This window comes from Micromonospora sp. GCM10011542 (genome assembly GCF_042650685.1).
Lineage (GTDB): Bacteria > Actinomycetota > Actinomycetes > Mycobacteriales > Micromonosporaceae > Micromonospora.
In genome coordinates this window covers 145,901-164,496 of record NZ_JBHSBO010000052.1, presented here as the reverse complement: position 1 = coordinate 164,496, position 18,596 = coordinate 145,901, and the positions used below count along the sequence as shown (strand labels likewise).

The window sequence follows — 18,596 nt, the reverse complement described above, 5'->3', positions numbered from 1 at the left end:
GACGGTCGCCGGCTCCGCCTGGACGGTACGACGCGGCGGGGGTGAGCCGTGATAGTCGCAAGTCTCCTGCTCATCCTCGTCGCGGTGGTCCTGCTGGTGCTCGGCCTGGCCGGTGGTTCCAGCCTGATGTTGATCGTCTCCATCGCGGCCAGCCTGCTGGCCGCCGTGGCGTTGGTGGTGGGCGCCCGCCAGGCGGCCGCCAACCGCGCCGCGGCGGAGCCCGGCCGCGCCGCGGCGGAGCCCGGCCGCACCGGGGCGCGCGGCCCCGGCGGCATCCGGACGGCCGGCCCGACCAGCCCCGGTGTCCCGTACGGGCCGCCGCTGGTCGAGCCGGAGGTTCCGGTCCAGCACGTGCCCACGACGGTCGGTACCGGCGGCACCGGGTGGCGGCAACCGCCCGAGCCGCCGGCCGACCCGGCAGGGCCCCTCCCCGACCCGCCGCCGTTCGCCGGTCCGACTCCGGACGCCGCCGTCGCGGCGGACGACGACGAGCCGGCCGCGCAGCCGATCACCCCCGCCGAGGCGGCCCGGGTGGCCCGTCTGCCCGACCCCGTGCAGGTGGTGGACGGCCGGCCCCGCTACCACCTCGCCAGCTGCCCGTACCTGCTGGTCCGGGCGCACGAGGCGCTGTCCGTCGCCGAGGCCGTCGAGCTCGGCTTCACCCCGTGCGCTCTCTGCGCGCCGGCCACCGCCCTGCTCGCCGACGCCCGGCCGATCTGAAACGCCGCCCGGTGCCCGCGCAGGACACGCTCACCGTGGCGGTACGCGTGAAGCCCGGCGCCTCCCGGGACCGGGTGGGTGGCCGTTTCGACGGGCCGCACGGCGCAGCCCTGGTGATCGCCGTACACGCCCCGGCGGTGGACGGTCGGGCGACCGAGGCCGCCCGGAGGGCCCTGGCCGGTGCGCTGGGAGTCCGCCCGTCGACGGTGACGTTGCGAGCTGGCGCGGCCAGCCGGGACAAGCTCTTCCTCGTCGAGCGGCCCGGCCCGGAGCTGCCCGGGGTGCTGCGCCGGCTGCGCGACGGATCCGGCGAGTGAGGAACGCCCGGGCCAGGCAGTCGTGACGCCCGGTCTGGATGTCGCGCTGCTGCTGGGAGCGGCCGTGCTGCTCGTGGCGGTCGGAGCGGTCCGACTCTCCACCCGACTCGGCGTGCCGAGCCTCCTGGTCTACCTGGCGCTGGGCGTGGGCATTGGCGAGGCCGGGCTGGGCATCCACTTCGACGACGTCGAGCTGACCCGTACCCTCGGCTTCTGCGCGCTCATCGTGATCATCGCGGAGGGCGGGTTGACCGCCCGGTGGAGCACACTGCGCCCGGTGCTGGGTCTGGCCGCCGCGCTCTCGACGGTCGGCGTGGTGGTCAGCATCGCGTTGGTCGGCGTCGCCGTGCACCTGCTGCTCGGGCTGGACTGGCGGCTGGCACTGCTCTACGGCGCCGTGTTGTCGTCCACCGACGCCGCGGCGGTCTTCGCGACGCTGCGGCGCATGCGCCTGCCGCCCCGGCTGGTGGCCACCCTGGAGGCCGAGTCGGGCATGAACGACGCCCCGGTGGTGCTGCTGGTGGTGCTGCTGTCGCACCAGGGCTGGTCCCATCCGTGGTGGTACGAGGCCGGGCTGGTCGGCTACGAGCTGGCCGTCGGCGCGGCGGTCGGCGCCGCCGCCGGGATCGCCGGCACGTGGGCGCTGCGTCGGGCCGCGCTGCCTTCGGCGGGGCTGTACCCGATCGCCGCGGTCGGGATCACCGTGCTGGCGTACGCCGGCGGCGCGGTGCTGCACGCGTCGGGTTTCCTCGCCGTCTACGTCGCCGGGGTCCTGCTCGGCAATGCCCGGCTGCCGCACCGGCAGCCCATCCTCGGCTTCGCCGACGGGCTGGCCTGGCTGGCCCAGATCGGCCTCTTCGTGCTGCTCGGGCTGCTGGCCTCGCCGGGCCGCCTGGACGCGGCGGTGCTGCCGGCGGTGGTCGCCGGGCTGGCCCTGGTGCTGCTGGCCCGGCCGCTGTCGGTGGCCGTGTCGGCGGTGCCGTTCCGGGTGGGCCTGCGGGAGCAGGCGTTCCTGTCCTGGGCGGGGCTGCGCGGGGCGGTGCCGATCGTGCTGGCGACCATTCCCCTCTCGGAGCGGGTGCCGGGCGCGGAGCGGCTCTTCGACGCGGTCTTCGTGCTGGTGGTGATCTTCACGCTGGTGCAGACCGGGACGCTGGGCCCGCTCGCCCGTCGGCTGCGGGTGACCGCACCCGCCGAGGCCGCCGAGATCCACGTGGAGACCGCTCCGCTGGAGCGGATGCGCGCCGATCTGCTCCAGTTGGCGGTGCCGCCGGGCTCCCGGCTGGCCGGGGTGCACGTCGACGAGTTGCGGCTGCCGCTGGGCGCCTCGGTGACCCTGGTGCTGCGCGACGGCGTGGGGTTCGTGCCGAGTCCGGGCACCCGGCTGAAGACCGGGGACAGCCTGTTGATCGTGGCCACCGGCGGGGTGCGGGACGCCGCCGAGCGCCGCCTGCGGGCGGTCAGCCGGCGTGGTCGGCTGGCCCGCTGGTTTGGTGAGTACGGCGATGAGTCCGACGGCTGATCTGCTAGCGTTCGTTTTGCCCCAGTTAGGCAGGGCTAGGGGTCGATTGACGGTGCGACGGTGCGGCACGTTGTCGGACGCCTGTACGTTCCGTATTCTTGCCAACCTCCGGAGTGCGCGGCCCATGTCGCCGTGCGCCCGTTTTCGTACGTGGGGGGCACCCAGGTCGGTGCCTCCTGTTCCAGGCGCCGCGGACCACCGCGGTTCCGCGGCCGAGGGAGCGACGATGGCGAAGCCAGCCGACACCAGGACCGCCGGCCGTAAGCCGGTGGCCAAGGCCACCCGCAGCGCGGCGGAGACCGAGAAGATCCGGGCGGCACTGGCGGCACGGCGGGACGAGCTGCGCGCCGAGTACGATCAGACGCTGAGCGAGATTACCGAGCTGCAGCGCGATCGGCTGACCGACTCGGCCGGGGACGACCAGGCCGACACCGGCACCAAGACGTTCGAGCGGGAGCAGGAGATCTCTCTCGCCAACAGCATCCTGGAACGGATCACGCAGGTCGAGCGCGCGTTGGAGCGGCTGGACGAGGGTGGTTACGGCTGGTGCGAGCGGTGCGGCAATCCGATCCCGGTCGAGCGCCTCGCCGCCTTCCCGTCGGCCACGCTCTGCGTGACGTGCAAGCAGCTGGAGGAGCGGCGCTGAGGTCCGCTCCCCGGCGGGCGAAGGGGCGGTGAGCGATCACCGCCGAGACTGTCGATGGGGAGCGCATGACCGCAGCACCGTCCGCCGGACCTGGCCGCACCGAGCCGGGTGACGGCAAGCCTCGGCGCAGGGCCGTCGCCATCCTCGCCGGTGTGGCCCTGGCCGCTCTGCTGGCCGACCTGGTCACCAAGCACCTCGCGCTGGCCGCGCTGACCGGCCGGGAGCCGGTGAAGCTGCTCGGCGGTGCGATCTACCTGAGCCTGACCCGCAACAGCGGGGCCGCCTGGAGCATCGGCGCGGACCACACGTGGGTCTTTCCGCTGATCACCATCGGCGTGGTCGGGTGGATCGTGTGGATGGCACTGCGCCTGCGCTCGCTGCCCTGGGCGGTCTGCCTCGGTCTGGTGCTGGGCGGCGCGCTCGGCAACCTCACCGACCGCATCTTCCGTGCGCCCAGTCCCTTCCACGGGCACGTGGTCGACATGATCAGCCTGTTCGACCCGTACGGCCAGGTCTGGCCGGTGTTCAACCTGGCCGACAGCTCGCTGGTCTGCGGCGTGCTGCTGGCCGTGGCGCTGGAGTTGACCGGCCGCCAGCGCGACGGGCGCCGGGTCGGGCGTGACGGCGACCCGGCCGACGCGTCCGCCACCCGCGACGCCGACCAGAAGGAGCGGGCATGACCTCCGCGTTCGCCGCCGGCGGCGACCACCGCTCGCTGCCCGTGCCCGACGGCCTCGACGGCATGCGGCTGGACCAGGCGGTGTCCCGGCTGTTCGGGCTCTCCCGCACCGCCGCCGCGGCCCTGGTCGACGCCGGGGACGCGCTGGTCGACGGCACCGCCCGGCCCAACTCCCACAAGGTCAAGGCCGGGTCCTGGCTGGAGGTCACGCTGCCCGCGCCGGTCGCCCCGCCGACCGTGGTGCCGCAGGCGGTTCCCGGTCTGCGGGTGGTCTACGCCGACGACGACATCGTGGTCGTGGACAAGCCGGTCGGGGTGGCCGCGCATCCCAGCCCCGGCTGGACCGGCCCGACCGTGATCGGCGGCCTGGCCGGCATCGGGCACCGCATCTCCACCAGCGGCGCCGCCGAGCGGCAGGGCGTGGTGCACCGGCTCGACGTGGGCACCACCGGCATCATGGTGGTGGCCAAGAGCGAGCAGGCGTACACCGCGCTGAAGCGGGCCTTCAAGTACCGCGAGGTGGACAAGGGCTACCACGCGGTGGTGCAGGGGCACCTGGACCCGCTGCGCGGCACGGTCGACGCGCCGATCGACCGGCACCCCACCCACGACTACCGCTGGGCCGTGGTGTCCGGGGGCAAGCCGAGCATCACCCACTACGACACCCTCGAGGCGTTCCCGGCGGCGAGCCTGGTCGACGTCCGGCTGGAGACCGGCCGGACCCACCAGATCCGGGTGCACTTCTCGACCCTGCGGCACCCCTGTGTGGGCGACCTCACCTACGGCGCCGATCCCACCCTCTCGGCCCGGCTCGGGCTGGCCAGGCAGTGGCTGCACGCCCGCGAGTTGAGCTTCCTGCACCCCCGAACGGGGGACGAGGTCCGGTTCGTCAGCGACTACCCTGACGACCTGGAACGCGCGCTGCAGATCCTGCGTGACTGAGCGGCGACCGCCCGACACCGATCCGACGAGGGGATCCCGCCCGTGCGCGCCGGCGACCTGCTGCGGCAGCTGGACCAACGGCTACTGCCGCCGCTGACCAGGGCCGTGACCCGGCTGGGGCACCGCTCGGCGCGGTCCGGGGTGCTCACCGGTGCCGCACTGTTCTCCACGGCGGCGGTGCTGCTCGCCTCGGTCTGGGCCACCACCGACCAGCCGGTCGGCGACCGGACCGTGGGCGAGGTGACCCGCGTCGGCGTCGTCGACGGCGACTCGGTGCCCGGTTACGTACGCTCGGCCGCGGCCGACCTGGCGGCGCTGCCCACCGCCGCCCCGGCCACCGGAGCCGGCACCTACGCGCTGGTCTCGCTGGACGCGTACCTGCCGCCACGGCAGGTGGCCGCGGTGCTGGGCGACGTGCCGGTCTCGGCCGTCTTCGGGCGGGTGCCGCTGCCCGGCCGGCAGACCGAGATCGTCCGGATCCCGGCGCTGCGCGTCCCGGACGACGTGGTCGCCGGGATGGCGGAGGTGGCCACCCGCAAGGACGCCGAGGCGACCGACTACCGGTCCCGCGCCGCCGCCGTGACCGGCGTCGACGCCGAGCAGCGGGAGCTGCGCCAGGTGTACGCCAGCGGCGCCGAGGTGGCGGCGGCCGAGGCGGCCGCGTACCGCACCGGCTGCGCCTGCGTGTACGCGGCGGTGGTCCGGGCCGCGCCGGAGGTGCTGCGTACCGTGGCCGCCCGGCCCGACGTGCGGGCGGTCGACCCCGCCCCCGAGGTGTACCGGCTGGAACGGACGGTCTTCACGCCCCCACTGCCCGAGCAGCGCGACGTGGTGCTGCCGCCGACGGATACCGGGCTGGGCGTCGAGCCGACCCCGCAGGGGCGGGCCGAGACGCCCCCCGCCCCGCAGAGGCCGACGCCGACGGTGGGCGAATCGTCGGAACCCGCACCGGTCGTAACGATTCCGTCACCCGATCCCTCGGCGCCGGAGCCCACCGAGGGCGCCACGCCGACCGCCGCGACCTCCCCGGACACCAGCGGCGCGCCGCCGGTGGCGCCGGCCCCGTCCTGATCCGCGCCGGGTGGTGTCGGTGCTCCGGTGTGGTCCGAATAGGGTTTCCTTCGTAGCCTGTCAGACGGAGATCGATGGCGCTGGGAGGGCGGGCCGTGGAGGGCAGTGAGACCGGCTGGGGTCGGCCGGCCGAACCAGCACCGCGGTGGCGGGCGTTGCTCGACCGTGCCCGGCTCGGCGGCCGGACGACGGAGCAGCCCGAGCCCGACCGGCAGGCCGAGGAGCCAGCCCCGGAGCCGCTGCCGCGGCGGGCCGCCCCGAACGGCTATTCCGGGCGGGCGTCCGCGACCGCGCGTCCCGCCGACCTGCCCTACGGCACGGATCCCGGCTACCGGGCCGAGGCGAGCTACCGGGTGGATCCGGCCTACCGGGCCGAGCCCACGTACCGGCCCGAGCCGAGCTACCAGGCCGAGCCGTCCTACCCGGTTGAACCGTCCTACCAGGCCGGCCAGACCTACCGGCCGGAGCCGACGTACCGCGCCGAGCCGGTGTACCGGTCCGAGCCGCCACCGCCGGTGCCGGCGCCGCGCCGCCCCGAGCCCGAGCCGGCACGCCGGGCCGAGCCGGTCGAGTCGCGGTACGCGCTGCTGGACAACGGCTACCGGCACGGTACGGCGCCGGTGGAGTCCCGTTACGCGCTGCTGGAGAACGGCTACCAGCCGGAGACCGGCTACCCGGCGCCGGTGGCCGTGCCGCCGCCCGCACCCCTGCCCGCGCCGCCGGTGGCCGCGGCCCCGGCGATGATCGAGCGGGGCTACCCGGCCCGGGTCGAGTGGCGGCCCCAGGCCGCCGACCAGGAGCTGGAGCGGGCCTCCGGAGTGCTCCGCCGCGACCTCGGCACGCCCCGGGTGCTCGCCTTCGCCAACCCCAAGGGCGGGGTGCACAAGACCACCGCCACGGTGCTCGCCGCGGCGACCGTGGGCAGCGTGCGCGGGCAGGGTGTGCTCGCCTGGGACGACAACGAGTTGCGCGGCACCCTCGGTCTGCGCGCCGGCAGTGCGCGGCACGCCCGCACCATCCGGCACCTGATCTCGGACCTGGCCCAGATCGAGATCCTCGAGGGGGCGACCCTGCTGGAACGGCTCGACGACTACCTGCGGCACGCCTCCGACGGCTCGTACGACGTGCTCGCCGGCGAGGAGAGCCCCCGCTTCGCCCAGCGGCTGGACCAGTTCACCGTCCGGCGGGTGCTGGAGCTGCTCCGGCGTACCCACGACGTGGTCTGCGTGGACACCGGCAACAACGTGGAGAGCGCCAACTGGCGCACCGTCATGCACGCCGCCGACCAGTTGGTGGTCACCACCGTGCCCCGCGAGGACGCGGCGTTCAGCGCGGACTGGATGCTCGACCTGCTGCACGAGGAGGGCATGGGCGAGCTGGCCGACAACGCGGTCACCCTGATTTCGTGCCCGACCCCGGGCCGCTCCGAGCTGCAGGCCGACCTGGAGCGGCACTTCGCCACCCGTACGCGGGCGGTGGCCGTGGTGCCGTACGACCCGGCGCTGGAGACCGGCTCGTCGATCGAGTACCACCAGCTCCAGCCGGAAACCCGGCAGGCCTGGCTGCGTGCGGCGGCGATGATGGTGGAGCCGTTCGCCCGGTGAGCTGGTCTGCCGCCACCGGCGCCCCGGCCCGCCAGCGCGCCTGAGAGGATCATCGGGTGAGCCCGGACACCCCCGACCCTGAACGGCCCGTCGACGAGCCCGACCGGCCGACGGACTCCCCGTCCTGGACGACCCACGGGAGCGCGCCGGAGTCGGGCGCCGATGAGCCCCGTCGGCCACTGCGCGCCGCGGCGGCCGGGGTGGGTGTCGTGCTCGCGCTGGCGCTGCTCGGGGCGCCGCTCGGTCTGCTCTGGGCCGCCCTCGCGCCGGACACCCCGGTGCTCAAGACCGCCGAGGGCGCCATCTACGCCCAGCCGCAGCCGGAGCAGCCCATCGCCGCCGACGGGTGGTTCAGCGTGCTCGGGCTTGCCTTCGGGGTGCTCGCCGCGCTGGTCCTGTGGTTCCTGCTGCGCCGGCTGCGCGGGCCGGTCGGGCTGGTCGCCGCGGTGCTGGGCGCGCTCGCCGCCGCGCCGGTGGCGTGGCAGGTGGGACGGCGGGTCGGCCTGGCCACCTTCGACCGGCTGCTGACCAGCGCCCCGGAGGGCCGGGCCTTCACCAAGCCGGCCGACCTGCGCGCGGGCGGGGTGGACTGGCTGCTCGGTGTGCTGCCGGTGCCGCACGGCAACCTGCTGCTGCCGGCGTTCGGCGCCGCGGTCACGTACACCCTGCTGGCCGGCTGGTCGCGCTGGCCGTCGCTGCGCCCCGAGCCGGAGCCCGACCCGGCCGCGTTCAGTTGGGCGTCGGTGGGGACGCCAGCTCCGCCAGCGGCACCGGAACCGCCCGCACCTGGCGCAGCAGAGCCGCCTCGCGGTTGAGCAGCCGCAGCTCGGCGCGCAGCCGCGCGGCGGTGTCGTCGATCGCCAGCAGCCGCTGCCGGTCGTCCACGGTCAGCGCCGCGGTCGCCGCGACCAGGTGCGAGAGCACCGTCGGATCCTCCGGCAGCTGCTCGGAGATCTCCTCCGGATCGGACCGGATCAGCCCCAGGTACTGCCGGAACACCGCGATCACCCGGGCGGCGAGCAGGTCGGAGACCTCGTCCGGGCCGGCCGGCTCGGGCAGCCACTCGACCTGCGCGGTCAGGTACGGCGTGCTCTGCTCGTCGACGTCGGCGATGCGGAACCGGCGCCGACCCACCGTCACGATGTCGTAGCCGCCGTCGGGCAGCTCGGTCACCTGGCGCAGCTCGGCGGTGCAGCCCACCTCGTGCAGCGTGACGTCGCCGCCGCCCGGGGTCGGCCGGGTGCCGGGCCCGGCCGGGGCGACCTCCCAGCCGGTCTGGATGGCCACCACCCCGAACTCGCGCGGGGCGTTCTCGGGCAGGTCGACCAGATGCCGGACCAGGGCTCGGTAGCGCTCCTCGAAGATGTGCAGCGGTAGCACCAACCCGGGAAAGAGCACCGTCGCGAGCGGAAACACCGGCAGCCGTGCGGTCACGTGATCGAGCCTAGCCCGATCCGAGCGCGCCGGCGTGGCCCGGCTCACCGTCTCGTCGTACGGGCAGCGCGGGTGGGCTCCGGGCCGGCCGCCTAGACTCGCAAGGGTGCTGAATCGGATCGACCTGCGCAATGGTCTCGGTGACCCGCGCCGCCTGCTGCCCCGTGCCCAGCTCGACGTGTCGGTGGCCGTCGAGCGGATCCGGCCGCTCGTGGAGGCGGTCCGGAAGCATGGTTACCCGGCCATCCGCGAGGCCAGTGAGCGCTTCGACGGCATCTCGCCGGAGGTGCTGCGGGTGCCGGTCGAGGCGATCGCCGAGGCCGAGGGGGTGCTCGACCCCGACGTGCGCGCCGCGCTGCTGGAGTCGATCGCCCGCGCCCGGCGGGTGCACGCCGACCAGCGGCGCACGGACCACACCACCCAGGTGGTGCCGGGCGGCACGGTGACCGAGCGCTGGCTGCCGGTCGACCGGGTCGGCCTGTACGTCCCCGGCGGGCTGGCCATGTACCCGTCGACCGTGGTGATGAACGTGGTCCCGGCCCAGGCCGCCGGGGTTCGCTCGCTGGTCGTGGTGAGCCCGCCGCAGAAGGACAACGGGGGCCTGCCCGACGCGCGGGTGCTCGCCGCCTGCGCGCTGCTCGGCGTCGACGAGGTGTACGCCGTGGGCGGTGCCCAGGCGGTGGCGATGCTGGCGTACGGCGCGGCGGTCGACCCCGAGGGCCGTGCGCACTGCGACCCGGTGGACCTGATCACCGGGCCGGGCAACATCTGGGTGACCGCCGCCAAGCGGCTGCTGCGCGGCGTGGTGGGCATCGACGCCGAGGCCGGCCCCACCGAGATCGCCATCCTGGCCGACGACACGGCCGACCCGGCGCACGTCGCCGCCGACCTGATCAGCCAGGCCGAGCACGACCCCCTCGCCGCGAGCGTGCTGGTCACCCCGTCGGTGGCCCTGGTCGAGGCGGTCGAGCGGGAGCTGGCCCGGCAGGTGCCGGCCACCAAGCACGCCGAGCGGGTCACCACCGCGCTGACCGGCGAGCAGAGCGGCGTGGTGCTCGTCGACGACCTCGAGGCCGGGTTGCGGGTGGTCGACGCGTACGCCGCCGAGCACCTGGAGATCCAGACGGTCGACGCGCGGGAGTGGGCGCTGCGGGTGCGCAACGCCGGGGCGATCTTCGTCGGCGCCTGGTCGCCGGTGTCGCTCGGCGACTACTGCGCCGGCTCCAACCACGTGCTGCCCACCGGCGGCTGCGCGCGGCACTCCTCGGGGCTGTCCGTGCAGTCGTTCCTGCGCGGGGTGCACCTCATCGAGTACACCGAGGACGCGCTGCGCGAGGTGGCCCCGCACGTGGTCACCCTGGCCACCGTCGAGGACCTGCCCGCGCACGGCCAGGCGGTCCGCGCCCGCTTCCCGGGAGGCCCGGCGTGACCACGCTGGACGACCTGCCGATCCGCGACGACCTGCGCGGGCTGTCGCCGTACGGGGCGCCGCAACTGGACGTGCCGGTGCGGCTGAACACCAACGAGAACTCCCACCCGGTGCCGGAGGCGGTGGCCGACGCGATCGGCAAGGCCCTGGCGGCCGAGCTGCGCGAGCTCAACCGCTACCCGGATCGGGACGCCGTGGCGCTCCGCGCCGACCTGGCCGGCTACCTCGGGCACGGGCTCACCGTCGAGCAGGTGTGGGCGGCCAACGGCTCCAACGAGGTCCAGCAGCAGTTGCTCCAGGCGTTCGGCGGCCCGGGTCGCAGCGCGCTCGGCTTCGTGCCGGCGTACTCGATGCACCCGCTGCTGGCACTGGGCACCGGCACCCGGTGGATCCCGGCCCGGCGCGGCGTCGACTTCGGGCTGACCGCCGACGAGGCGGTGGCCCAGGTCCGCCAGCACCGGCCCGACGTGGTCTTCCTCTGCTCGCCGAACAACCCCACCGGCACCGCGTTGGACCCGGCGGTGGTCGCCGCGGTGCTGGACGACGCGCCCGGCATGGTGGTGGTCGACGAGGCGTACGCCGAGTTCGCCCGCCCCGGCACGGTCAGTGCCCTGGCCGTGCTGCCCGGGCACCCGCGGCTGGTGGTGACCCGGACGATGAGCAAGGCGTTCGGCTTCGCCGGTGGTCGGCTGGGCTACCTGGCCGCCGATCCGGCGGTGGTGCAGGCGGTGCAACTGGTTCGGCTGCCGTACCATCTCTCCTCGCTGACCCAGGCCGCCGCCCGCGCGGCACTGGCCCACCGCGACGCCCTGCTCGGTACGGTGAGCGCCATCATGGCGCAGCGCGACCGGATCGTGGCGACGCTGCGCGAGCGCGGTCACCGGGTGGCCGACAGCGACGCCAACTTCGTGCTCTTCCGCGTCGACGGCGATCAGGCCGTGGCCTGGCGCTCGCTGCTGGAGCAGGGGGTGCTGGTCCGCGACGTGGGCCTGCCCGGCTGGCTGCGGGTCACCGCCGGCACCGCGACCGAGACCGACGCTTTTCTTGCTGCGATGGAGAGACTGTGATGAGTCGGACCGCCCGGGTGGAGCGGATCACCAAGGAGACCAAGGTCCTCGTCGAGATCGACCTCGACGGCACCGGCGCCGGCGAGATCAGCACCGGCGTGGGCTTCTACGACCACATGCTCAACCAGATCGCGCGGCACGGCGGCTACGACCTGACCGTGCGGACCGTCGGCGATCTGGAGATCGACGCGCACCACACGATGGAGGACACCGCCCTCGCCCTGGGCGCCGCCTTCGACCAGGCGCTGGGCGACAAGGCCGGCATCCGGCGGTACGGCTCGGCGACGGTGCCGATGGACGAGGTGCTGGTCCGGGCGGCGGTGGACCTGTCCGGCCGCCCGTACGTGGTGCACGACGAGCCGGCGCTGGCGCCGTACATCGGGCCGGTCTATCCGACCAGCATGACCCGGCACATCTGGGAGTCGTTCGGTCAGGCGGCCCGGATCACCCTGCACGTGGACGTGCTGCGGGCCGCCCGTCCGGGCGGGCACCCGGACGCGCACCACGTGGTGGAGGCGCAGTTCAAGGCGGTCTCCCGGGCGCTGCGCGAGGCCACCGCGATCGACCCGCGGGCGGCCGGCGCGATCCCGAGCACGAAGGGTGCGCTCTGATGAGCGCGAGGAGTGCAGCGGAGCGGAGCCCCGCAGCCGCGAATGGTTGGGGGCACTGATGGGGGCCGCGTTGCCGACACTGGTGCTGATCCTGGCCGGCGTGCTGGTGGGTGGGGCGTGGTCGCTGCACCGGCAGGGCGCGCCGAGGGGCGCGGTGCTGGTCACCGCCCTGCTCGCGGTGCTCGCCACCGTCGCCGGGGTGCTCTGGTTGATTCCGGGGCAGAACGCGTGAGCACGGGACGGGTGACGACATGAGCGACGTGGTGGTGCTCGACTACGGCTCGGGCAATCTGCGCTCGGCCGAGCGGGCGCTCGCGGCGGCCGGCGCGGACGTCCGGGTGACCGACGACCTGTCCGCCGCGGCGGACGCCGACGGTCTGGTGGTGCCGGGTGTGGGCGCGTTCGCCGCCTGCATGGCCGGCATCGAGGCGCTCGGCGCCGGCCCGGTGATCGCCGAGCGGGTCGCCGCGGGCCGGCCGGTGCTGGGCATCTGCGTGGGGATGCAGGTGCTCTTCGAGCACGGCGACGAGCACGGCGTGGTCACCAAGGGCCTTGGGCTGCTGCCCGGCGGGGTGACCCGGCTGCCCGCGACGCGGCTGCCGCACATGGGCTGGAACACGGTGCGCCCGGCGCCCGGTTCGGTGCTCTTCGCCGGCCTGCCGGCGCAGAGCCGGTTCTACTTCGTGCACTCCTACGGGGTCGTGGAGCCGGCCGCATTGGGCGCCACCGGTGCGCTGGTGACGACGGCGCACCACGAGGGGGACTTCGTGGCGGCCGTGGAGCGGGGCTCGCTGCACGCCGCGCAGTTCCACCCGGAGAAGTCCGCCGACACCGGCGCCGCGTTGCTGCGCAACTGGCTCGGCACGCTGCCCGACCGTGACTGAGCCCGGCCGGCACCCGGTGGCCGGCTCGGGGGGTCCGCGGTGAGCCGCGAGCGGGCACGCCGCCGGGCCGAACGCGAGGCGGAGCTGGCCCGCACCCGGGCGGCCCGGCAGCGTCAGGTCGCCCGCCGGCAGCGCCGCCGGGCGTTGGTGCGCCGGTTGACGCCCCGGCTGACCCGAGGCCGGTCGGGCCGGCTGGCCCGGCACACCCGCGGGGAGCGGGCCGGGATCGTGCTGCTCACCGTGGCGGCGCTGATCCTGATCTGGACGTTCGTGGACAATTTGGCGCTGCGGATCGCGCTTGTCGTGTTGTTGCTGCTCGTACTGCCGGCGATCGTGGTGATCGCCCTGGACCGTCGTACCTGATCGAGGAGAAGACCTTGAGCCTCACCCTGTTACCCGCCGTGGACGTCGCCGACGGCCGGGCCGTCCGGCTCGTGCAGGGCGCCGCCGGCAGCGAGAGCATCTACGGCGAGCCGCTGGACGCGGCGCTGGCCTGGCAGCGCGACGGCGCCGAGTGGATTCACCTGGTCGACCTGGACGCGGCCTTCGGCCGGGGCACCAACGCGCACCTGCTCGCCGAGGTGGTGCGGCAGCTCGACGTGAAGGTGGAGCTCTCCGGCGGGATCCGGGACGACGAGTCGCTGCGCGCCGCGCTGGGCACCGGCGCGGCCCGGGTGAACATCGGCACCGCCGCGCTGGAGGACCCGGTCTGGTGCGACCGGGTCGTGGGGGAGTACGGCGACCGGGTCGCGATCGGGCTGGACGTGCGCGGCCGTACCCTCTCCGCGCGTGGCTGGACCCGCGACGGCGGCGACCTGTACGAGGTGCTGGAGCGGCTGGACAAGGCGGGCGCCACCCGGTACGTGGTCACGGACATCACCAAGGACGGCACGATGCGCGGGCCGAACCTGGACCTGCTGCGTGAGGTGTGCGCGCGCACCGACGCGCCGGTGATCGCCTCCGGCGGGGTGTCCACGCTGGACGACCTGCGCGCGTTGGCGACGCTGGAGCCGATCGGGGTGGAGGGCGTGATCGCGGGCAAGGCGCTCTACGCGGGCGCGTTCACGGTGGCCGAGGCGCTGCGGGCGCTGGCCGAGGCGTGAGCGAGCAAAGCGGCGACGTGAGCGGGCCGGCCGTCGTCCGGCTCGGCTCGGGTGGCCCGTGGGAGCAGCTGTACGGCTACTCGCGGGTGGTCCGGGCCGGCGCGTTCGCCTGGACGGCGGGTTGCACGTCGACCGTGGACGGTCGGGTCGCGCACGTCGGCGACGCCGCGGCGCAGACCGCCCAGGCGTTGCGGATCGGGTTGGACGCGCTGGCCGAGGTGGGTGCGGAGCCAGGCGACGTGGTGCGCACCCGGATGTACGTGACCGACCGGGTGTACGCCGACGAGGTGGGCCGGGCGCACAACGCGGTGTTCGGCGCGGTCCGTCCGGCGGCGACGCTGGTGGTGGTGGCCGGTCTGCTGGACCCGGAGCACCTGGTCGAGGTGGAACTGGAGGCGTACCTGAGCGACGGCTGAGCCGGCTCGGGTGATTCCCGTCACGGCCGCACCACGGTCACATGAGTTGTGCGCAATTGAATTGCGGGCTACGGTTCAGCGGTGACCGATGACCTGGTGCTGCGCCGGCAGGTGTGCTTCGCGCTCTATGCCGCGTCGCGCGCCCTGACCGACGTCTACCGGCCGATCCTCGATGAGTTCGGGCTGACCTACCCGCAGTACCTGGTGCTGCTGGTGCTCTGGGAGCGCCCCGACGACGCCCCCACGGTCTCCGAGCTCGGCGCCGAGCTGCGGCTGGACTCCGGCACGCTCTCCCCGCTGCTCAAGCGGCTGGAGGGGGCGGGGCTGGTCGTCCGGCGCCGATCGGCGTCCGACGAGCGGCGGGTCGAGGTGGGCCTCACCGAGCAGGGCCGGGCCCTGCGGCAGCAGGTGGACGACGTGCCGCTGCGGATCGCCCGGGCCACCGGCCTCGGAGCGGCCGACCTGGTCGCGCTGCGCGACACGCTCACCCGGGTCACCGACACCATCCACCGACAGAAGGAGCAGTGACCGCCATGCAGGTGCTCTACACCGCGTCCGCCACGGCCAGCGGCGACGGCCGGGACGGCCGTGTGCAGACCTCCGACGACACCTTCGCGCTCGACCTCGCGGTGCCGAAGGAGATGGGCGGCGCCGGCGGCGGGGCCAACCCCGAGCAGCTCTTCGCGGCCGGCTACGCGGCCTGCTTCCACGGCGCGCTGCGGCTGGTGGCCCGCCGGGCCAAGGCCGACGTGACCGGCTCGGTCGTCGAGGCCGAGGTCGGCATCGGCCCGAACGGCAGCGGCGGCTTCGGCCTCACCGCGAAGCTGGTCGTCGACCTGCCCGCCGTGCCGCGGGAGACCGCCGAGCAGCTGGTCGAGCAGGCGCACCAGGTCTGCCCGTACTCCAACGCCACCCGCGGCAACATCGACGTGGCCCTGAGCGTCCGCGAGGCCCTGGCGGCGTGACGCCCGGACCCCCGACCGCGGACGAGAGGACGGACACCCATGACCCGCAACCGTGAGATCCACCTGGCCAGCCGCCCCCAGGGCTGGCCCACCGAGGAGAACTTCCGCCTCGTCGAGACCGACGTTCCCACGCCCGGCCCGGGCCAGATCGTGGTCCGCAACCAGTACATGTCGGTCGACCCGTACATGCGCGGGCGGATGAACGACGTCAAGTCGTACGTGCCGCCGTTCGCGCTCGACGCGCCGCTGGACGGCGGGGCGGTCGGTGAGGTGGTGGCGAGCGAGGCCGAGGGCGTCGCCGTCGGCGACACCGTGCTGCACGGCCTCGGCTGGCGCGAGTACGCGCTGCTCGACGCCAAGGCCGCCCGCCGGGTCGACCCGGCCCTGGCCCCGGTCAGCGCGTACCTCAGCGTGCTCGGCATGACCGGGCTGACCGCGTACGCCGGGCTGCTCGAGGTGGCCGCCATGAAGCCCGGCGAGACGGTCTTCGTCTCCGCCGCCGCCGGGGCGGTGGGCAGCCTGGTCGGCCAGATCGCCAAGCTCAAGGGCGCCGGGCACGTGGTCGGCAGCGCCGGATCGGCGGCGAAGGTGGAGCGGCTCAAGGCGCTCGGCTTCGACGCCGCGTTCGACTACCACGACGGGCCGGTCCGCGACTCGCTGAAGGCGGCCGCCCCGAACGGCGTCGACGTCTACTTCGACAACGTCGGCGGCGACCACCTCGAGGCCGCCATCTCGGCGATGAACCTGCACGGCCGGGCCGCCATCTGCGGCATGATCGCGCAGTACAACGACACCGAGCCGCCGGCCGCGCCGCGCAACCTCGCGCTGGTCATCGGAAAGCGGCTCACCCTGCGCGGCTTCCTGGTCGGTGACCACGGCAACCTGCGCGAGGCGTTCGTCTCCGACGTCGCCGGCTGGCTGCGCGAGGGCCGGCTCTCCTACGACGAGACGGTCGTCGACGGCATCGACAACGCCCCGGCGGCGTTCCTCGGTCTGCTGCGTGGCGAGAACCTGGGCAAGATGCTCGTCCGCGTGTAAGGAAGGGCACCTTGTTAACGCCTGCGGTATAGGAAGGGCCCCTTCCTAACACTGACGGCACGACTGCACGTGGTGGCCGGCCCCACAGGTCGGCCGCCGCGTCGCGCCGGAAGGATAGGCTCGCGGCATGACGGTGGCGGTACGGGTGATCCCCTGTCTCGACGTGGACGCCGGCCGGGTGGTCAAGGGGGTCAACTTCCTCGACCTGCGCGACGCGGGCGACCCGGTGGAGCTGGCCGCGGCGTACGACCGGGCCGGGGCGGACGAGCTGACCTTCCTGGACGTGACCGCCTCGTCCAGTGATCGGGGCACCATGCTCGACGTGGTGCGCCGCACCGCCGAGTCGGTGTTCATCCCGCTGACCGTGGGCGGCGGCGTCCGACAGGTCGCCGACGTGGACACCCTGCTCCGCGCCGGCGCGGACAAGGTCGGGGTGAACACCGCCGCGATCGCCCGTCCCGAGCTGATCGCCGAGATCGCCGACCGGTTCGGCCGGCAGGTGCTGGTGCTCTCCCTCGACGTACGCCGATCCCCGGACGGTGGTACGCCCAGCGGCTTCGAGGTCACCACGCACGGTGGCCGGCGCGGCACGGGGCTGGACGCGGTGCAGTGGGCCCGTCGGGGCGCCGAGCTGGGCGCGGGGGAGATCCTGCTCAACTCGATGGACGCCGACGGCACCAAGGCCGGCTTCGACCTGGAGCTGATCCGGGCGGTGCGGGCGGTGGTGGACGTTCCGGTGGTGGCCAGCGGGGGCGCCGGCGAGGTGGCGCACTTCCCGCCGGCGATCAACGCGGGCGCCGACGCCGTGCTCGCCGCCAGCGTCTTCCACTTCGGTGAGCTGACCGTCGCCGAGGTCAAGGACGCGTTGCGCCGCACCGGCCACCCGGTGCGCTGACCCTGAGGTCAGTGCGCGCCGCTGTGCCCCTCGGGTGAGCGCCGCGGTGTGGGGATGGAGCGGACCACGTACTCCTGGACGGCCGCCGCGTGGTCGGCCTCGTCCAGACTCCACTCGGCGCTGGCCGGCGCGTGCCGGCGGCTCAGTACGCCCTGCACGGTGTCCACAGTGGTCGCCAGGCCGGCGCTCGGGCGGGTGCGCCACAGCCGCTCACCCTCGGCGGTGATCCGGAACCAGCCGTCGACGACGCTGACCAGCCCGGCACCGACCAGCCGCCGGACCGCGGCCTCCACCTCGTGCCGCTGCGGGATCGCCTGGTTGAGGTGATCGGCGGTGGAGAGCACGTCGGCCAGACGCACGCCCTCCGGTCGACGACTGGCCGCGGCCCGCCGATGCCGTCCGGCGCCGCTCGCGATGACCAGCGACACGAAGATCCAGGCGTCGGTCCAGCGCCAACCGTTCTCCCCCATGCAGAGATGATGCCGTCGCGCGTCCCGGAAGGGAACACCCACCCGCCATCCCGGCCGCGCACACCACCGGGGCGTGGTGGACGGTGGACGGTCGGTGAGCGCTCAGCCCGCCGGGACGGGTGCGACCGGGCCCGGTGTGGCGGCCTCGGGCTCGTCCACCGCGAACATCGGGATGAACAGCTGCGCGAGCGGGCCGATGCCCAGCGCGTACGCCACGGTGCCGACGCCGACGGTGCCGCCGAGCAGCCACCCCAGCGCCAGCACGGTGACCTCGATGACCGTGCGGACCAGCCGGACCGACCAGCGCGGCCGGCGGGCCACGAAACCGGTCATCAGCCCGTCGCGCGGGCCGGGGCCCAGCCGGGCGCCGAGGTAGAGGCCGGTCGCCGCGCCGTTGGCGACGATCCCGGTGACCAGCAGTGCGATCCGTACGCCGAGCGGCCCGCCGGCCGGCAGCAGGGCCAGCGTCGCGTCCACCACGAGGCCGATCACCACCACGTTGCTGACCGTGCCGAGGCCGGGCCGCTGCCGCAGCGGTATCCAGAGCAGCAGGACGAGGGCGCCGACCGCGATGGTCACCGTGCCGAAGGAGAGCCCGGTGCGCTCGGACAACCCCTGGTGGAACACGTCCCACGGGTCGAGGCCCAGGTGGGAGCGGATCATCAGGGCCATGCTGACCCCGTACAGGGTGAGCCCGACGTAGAGCTGGGACAACCGTCGCACCGGCCGGTGCCGGAGATTGCCAATCACTGCCATGCGTGCCACTCTAGGAGCCAATCTGCG

Annotated in this window: 24 protein-coding genes; 21 read left to right on the top strand and 3 right to left on the bottom strand. The window is 74.5% G+C overall.

Translation table 11 applies throughout. The features are described 5' to 3' along the window. Positions 1 to 48: 48 nt before the first annotated feature. The 9 genes from ACFOW4_RS20365 (at position 49) to ACFOW4_RS20325 (ending at position 8,316) form a co-directional block, all read left to right on the top strand. Positions 49 to 720: a hypothetical protein gene (locus tag ACFOW4_RS20365; RefSeq protein ID WP_377530016.1), complete on the top strand. Its 672-nt coding sequence runs from the start codon at positions 49 to 51 to the stop codon at positions 718 to 720. Between the two features lie 11 nt (positions 721 to 731). After that, positions 732 to 1,037: a DUF167 domain-containing protein gene (locus ACFOW4_RS20360; protein WP_377530014.1), complete on the top strand. Its 306-nt coding sequence runs from the start codon at positions 732 to 734 to the stop codon at positions 1,035 to 1,037. A 22-nt stretch (positions 1,038 to 1,059) separates the two neighbouring features. Continuing rightward, positions 1,060 to 2,559 carry a potassium/proton antiporter gene (locus ACFOW4_RS20355; RefSeq protein WP_377530012.1) on the top strand — a complete coding sequence of 500 codons (1,500 nt, stop codon included), beginning with the start codon at positions 1,060 to 1,062 and terminating at the stop codon, positions 2,557 to 2,559. A 226-nt stretch (positions 2,560 to 2,785) separates the two neighbouring features. After that, positions 2,786 to 3,205, top strand: a complete 420-nt coding sequence (locus ACFOW4_RS20350) for a TraR/DksA C4-type zinc finger protein (RefSeq protein ID WP_007463005.1) — start codon at positions 2,786 to 2,788, stop codon at positions 3,203 to 3,205. A 65-nt stretch (positions 3,206 to 3,270) separates the two neighbouring features. Further along, a complete protein-coding gene (gene lspA / locus ACFOW4_RS20345) occupies positions 3,271 to 3,885 on the top strand; it encodes a signal peptidase II (RefSeq protein WP_377530010.1) in 615 nt (204 codons plus the stop codon). Continuing rightward, positions 3,882 to 4,826 carry an RluA family pseudouridine synthase gene (locus ACFOW4_RS20340; protein WP_377530008.1) on the top strand — a complete coding sequence of 315 codons (945 nt, stop codon included), beginning with the start codon at positions 3,882 to 3,884 and terminating at the stop codon, positions 4,824 to 4,826. Before lspA ends, ACFOW4_RS20340 begins: the two co-directional genes overlap by 4 nt. A gap of 42 nt (positions 4,827 to 4,868) precedes the next feature. After that, complete coding sequence (locus tag ACFOW4_RS20335) at positions 4,869 to 5,897, top strand: hypothetical protein (protein WP_377530007.1); 1,029 nt, start codon at positions 4,869 to 4,871, stop codon at positions 5,895 to 5,897. 74 nt (positions 5,898 to 5,971) lie between these two features. After that, positions 5,972 to 7,501 (top strand): AAA family ATPase, encoded by a 1,530-nt coding sequence (locus ACFOW4_RS20330; RefSeq protein ID WP_377530005.1) that lies wholly within the window; start codon positions 5,972 to 5,974, stop codon positions 7,499 to 7,501. 56 nt (positions 7,502 to 7,557) lie between these two features. Next, positions 7,558 to 8,316 carry a DUF2567 domain-containing protein gene (locus ACFOW4_RS20325; protein WP_377530003.1) on the top strand — a complete coding sequence of 253 codons (759 nt, stop codon included), beginning with the start codon at positions 7,558 to 7,560 and terminating at the stop codon, positions 8,314 to 8,316. Here the strand turns inward: ACFOW4_RS20325 and ACFOW4_RS20320 are convergent. Next, complete coding sequence (locus tag ACFOW4_RS20320) at positions 8,231 to 8,935, bottom strand: LON peptidase substrate-binding domain-containing protein (protein WP_377530002.1); 705 nt, start codon at positions 8,933 to 8,935, stop codon at positions 8,231 to 8,233. The genes ACFOW4_RS20325 and ACFOW4_RS20320 overlap by 86 nt on opposite strands. A 106-nt stretch (positions 8,936 to 9,041) precedes the next feature. On the opposite strand from ACFOW4_RS20320, the gene hisD reads away from it, so the two are divergent. The 12 genes from hisD (at position 9,042) to hisF (ending at position 17,343) form a co-directional block, all read left to right on the top strand. After that, a complete protein-coding gene (gene hisD, locus ACFOW4_RS20315; RefSeq protein WP_377530000.1) occupies positions 9,042 to 10,364 on the top strand; it encodes a histidinol dehydrogenase in 1,323 nt (440 codons plus the stop codon). Continuing rightward, on the top strand, positions 10,361 to 11,431 hold the full coding sequence (locus tag ACFOW4_RS20310; RefSeq protein ID WP_377529997.1) for a histidinol-phosphate transaminase: 1,071 nt from the start codon (positions 10,361 to 10,363) through the stop codon (positions 11,429 to 11,431). The genes hisD and ACFOW4_RS20310 overlap by 4 nt, the downstream gene beginning before the upstream one ends. Continuing rightward, positions 11,431 to 12,042 carry an imidazoleglycerol-phosphate dehydratase HisB gene (gene hisB, locus ACFOW4_RS20305; RefSeq protein WP_377529996.1) on the top strand — a complete coding sequence of 204 codons (612 nt, stop codon included), beginning with the start codon at positions 11,431 to 11,433 and terminating at the stop codon, positions 12,040 to 12,042. The genes ACFOW4_RS20310 and hisB overlap by 1 nt, the downstream gene beginning before the upstream one ends. Next, a complete protein-coding gene (locus ACFOW4_RS20300; RefSeq protein WP_377530076.1) occupies positions 12,032 to 12,274 on the top strand; it encodes a hypothetical protein in 243 nt (80 codons plus the stop codon). The genes hisB and ACFOW4_RS20300 overlap by 11 nt, the downstream gene beginning before the upstream one ends. Positions 12,275 to 12,293: 19 nt before the next feature. Further along, positions 12,294 to 12,926 carry an imidazole glycerol phosphate synthase subunit HisH gene (hisH, locus tag ACFOW4_RS20295; RefSeq protein WP_377529993.1) on the top strand — a complete coding sequence of 211 codons (633 nt, stop codon included), beginning with the start codon at positions 12,294 to 12,296 and terminating at the stop codon, positions 12,924 to 12,926. 39 nt (positions 12,927 to 12,965) lie between these two features. Further along, the gene (locus ACFOW4_RS20290) at positions 12,966 to 13,289 is read left to right on the top strand and encodes a hypothetical protein (RefSeq protein ID WP_377529992.1); all 324 of its coding nucleotides are present in this window, start codon (positions 12,966 to 12,968) and stop codon (positions 13,287 to 13,289) included. Between the two features lie 14 nt (positions 13,290 to 13,303). Next, positions 13,304 to 14,029, top strand: coding sequence for a bifunctional 1-(5-phosphoribosyl)-5-((5-phosphoribosylamino)methylideneamino)imidazole-4-carboxamide isomerase/phosphoribosylanthranilate isomerase PriA (gene priA / locus ACFOW4_RS20285; RefSeq protein ID WP_377529990.1), 726 nt, complete (start codon positions 13,304 to 13,306; stop codon positions 14,027 to 14,029). Then, on the top strand, positions 14,026 to 14,445 hold the full coding sequence (locus tag ACFOW4_RS20280; protein ID WP_377529989.1) for a RidA family protein: 420 nt from the start codon (positions 14,026 to 14,028) through the stop codon (positions 14,443 to 14,445). The genes priA and ACFOW4_RS20280 overlap by 4 nt, the downstream gene beginning before the upstream one ends. Positions 14,446 to 14,526: 81 nt before the next feature. Next, a complete protein-coding gene (locus ACFOW4_RS20275; RefSeq protein WP_377529987.1) occupies positions 14,527 to 14,973 on the top strand; it encodes a MarR family winged helix-turn-helix transcriptional regulator in 447 nt (148 codons plus the stop codon). A gap of 5 nt (positions 14,974 to 14,978) precedes the next feature. Continuing rightward, positions 14,979 to 15,410, top strand: a complete 432-nt coding sequence (locus tag ACFOW4_RS20270; protein ID WP_377530069.1) for an organic hydroperoxide resistance protein — start codon at positions 14,979 to 14,981, stop codon at positions 15,408 to 15,410. A 39-nt stretch (positions 15,411 to 15,449) separates the two neighbouring features. Further along, a complete protein-coding gene (locus tag ACFOW4_RS20265) occupies positions 15,450 to 16,448 on the top strand; it encodes an NADP-dependent oxidoreductase (protein ID WP_377529985.1) in 999 nt (332 codons plus the stop codon). Between the two features lie 127 nt (positions 16,449 to 16,575). Beyond that, positions 16,576 to 17,343 (top strand): imidazole glycerol phosphate synthase subunit HisF, encoded by a 768-nt coding sequence (gene hisF, locus ACFOW4_RS20260; RefSeq protein ID WP_377529984.1) that lies wholly within the window; start codon positions 16,576 to 16,578, stop codon positions 17,341 to 17,343. 8 nt (positions 17,344 to 17,351) lie between these two features. Here the strand turns inward: hisF and ACFOW4_RS20255 are convergent, their stop codons facing one another. Then, positions 17,352 to 17,813 carry a hypothetical protein gene (locus ACFOW4_RS20255; protein WP_377529982.1) on the bottom strand — a complete coding sequence of 154 codons (462 nt, stop codon included), beginning with the start codon at positions 17,811 to 17,813 and terminating at the stop codon, positions 17,352 to 17,354. Between the two features lie 102 nt (positions 17,814 to 17,915). Further along, positions 17,916 to 18,569, bottom strand: a complete 654-nt coding sequence (locus tag ACFOW4_RS20250) for a YitT family protein (RefSeq protein WP_377529980.1) — start codon at positions 18,567 to 18,569, stop codon at positions 17,916 to 17,918. Between the last annotated feature and the right edge of the window lie 27 nt (positions 18,570 to 18,596).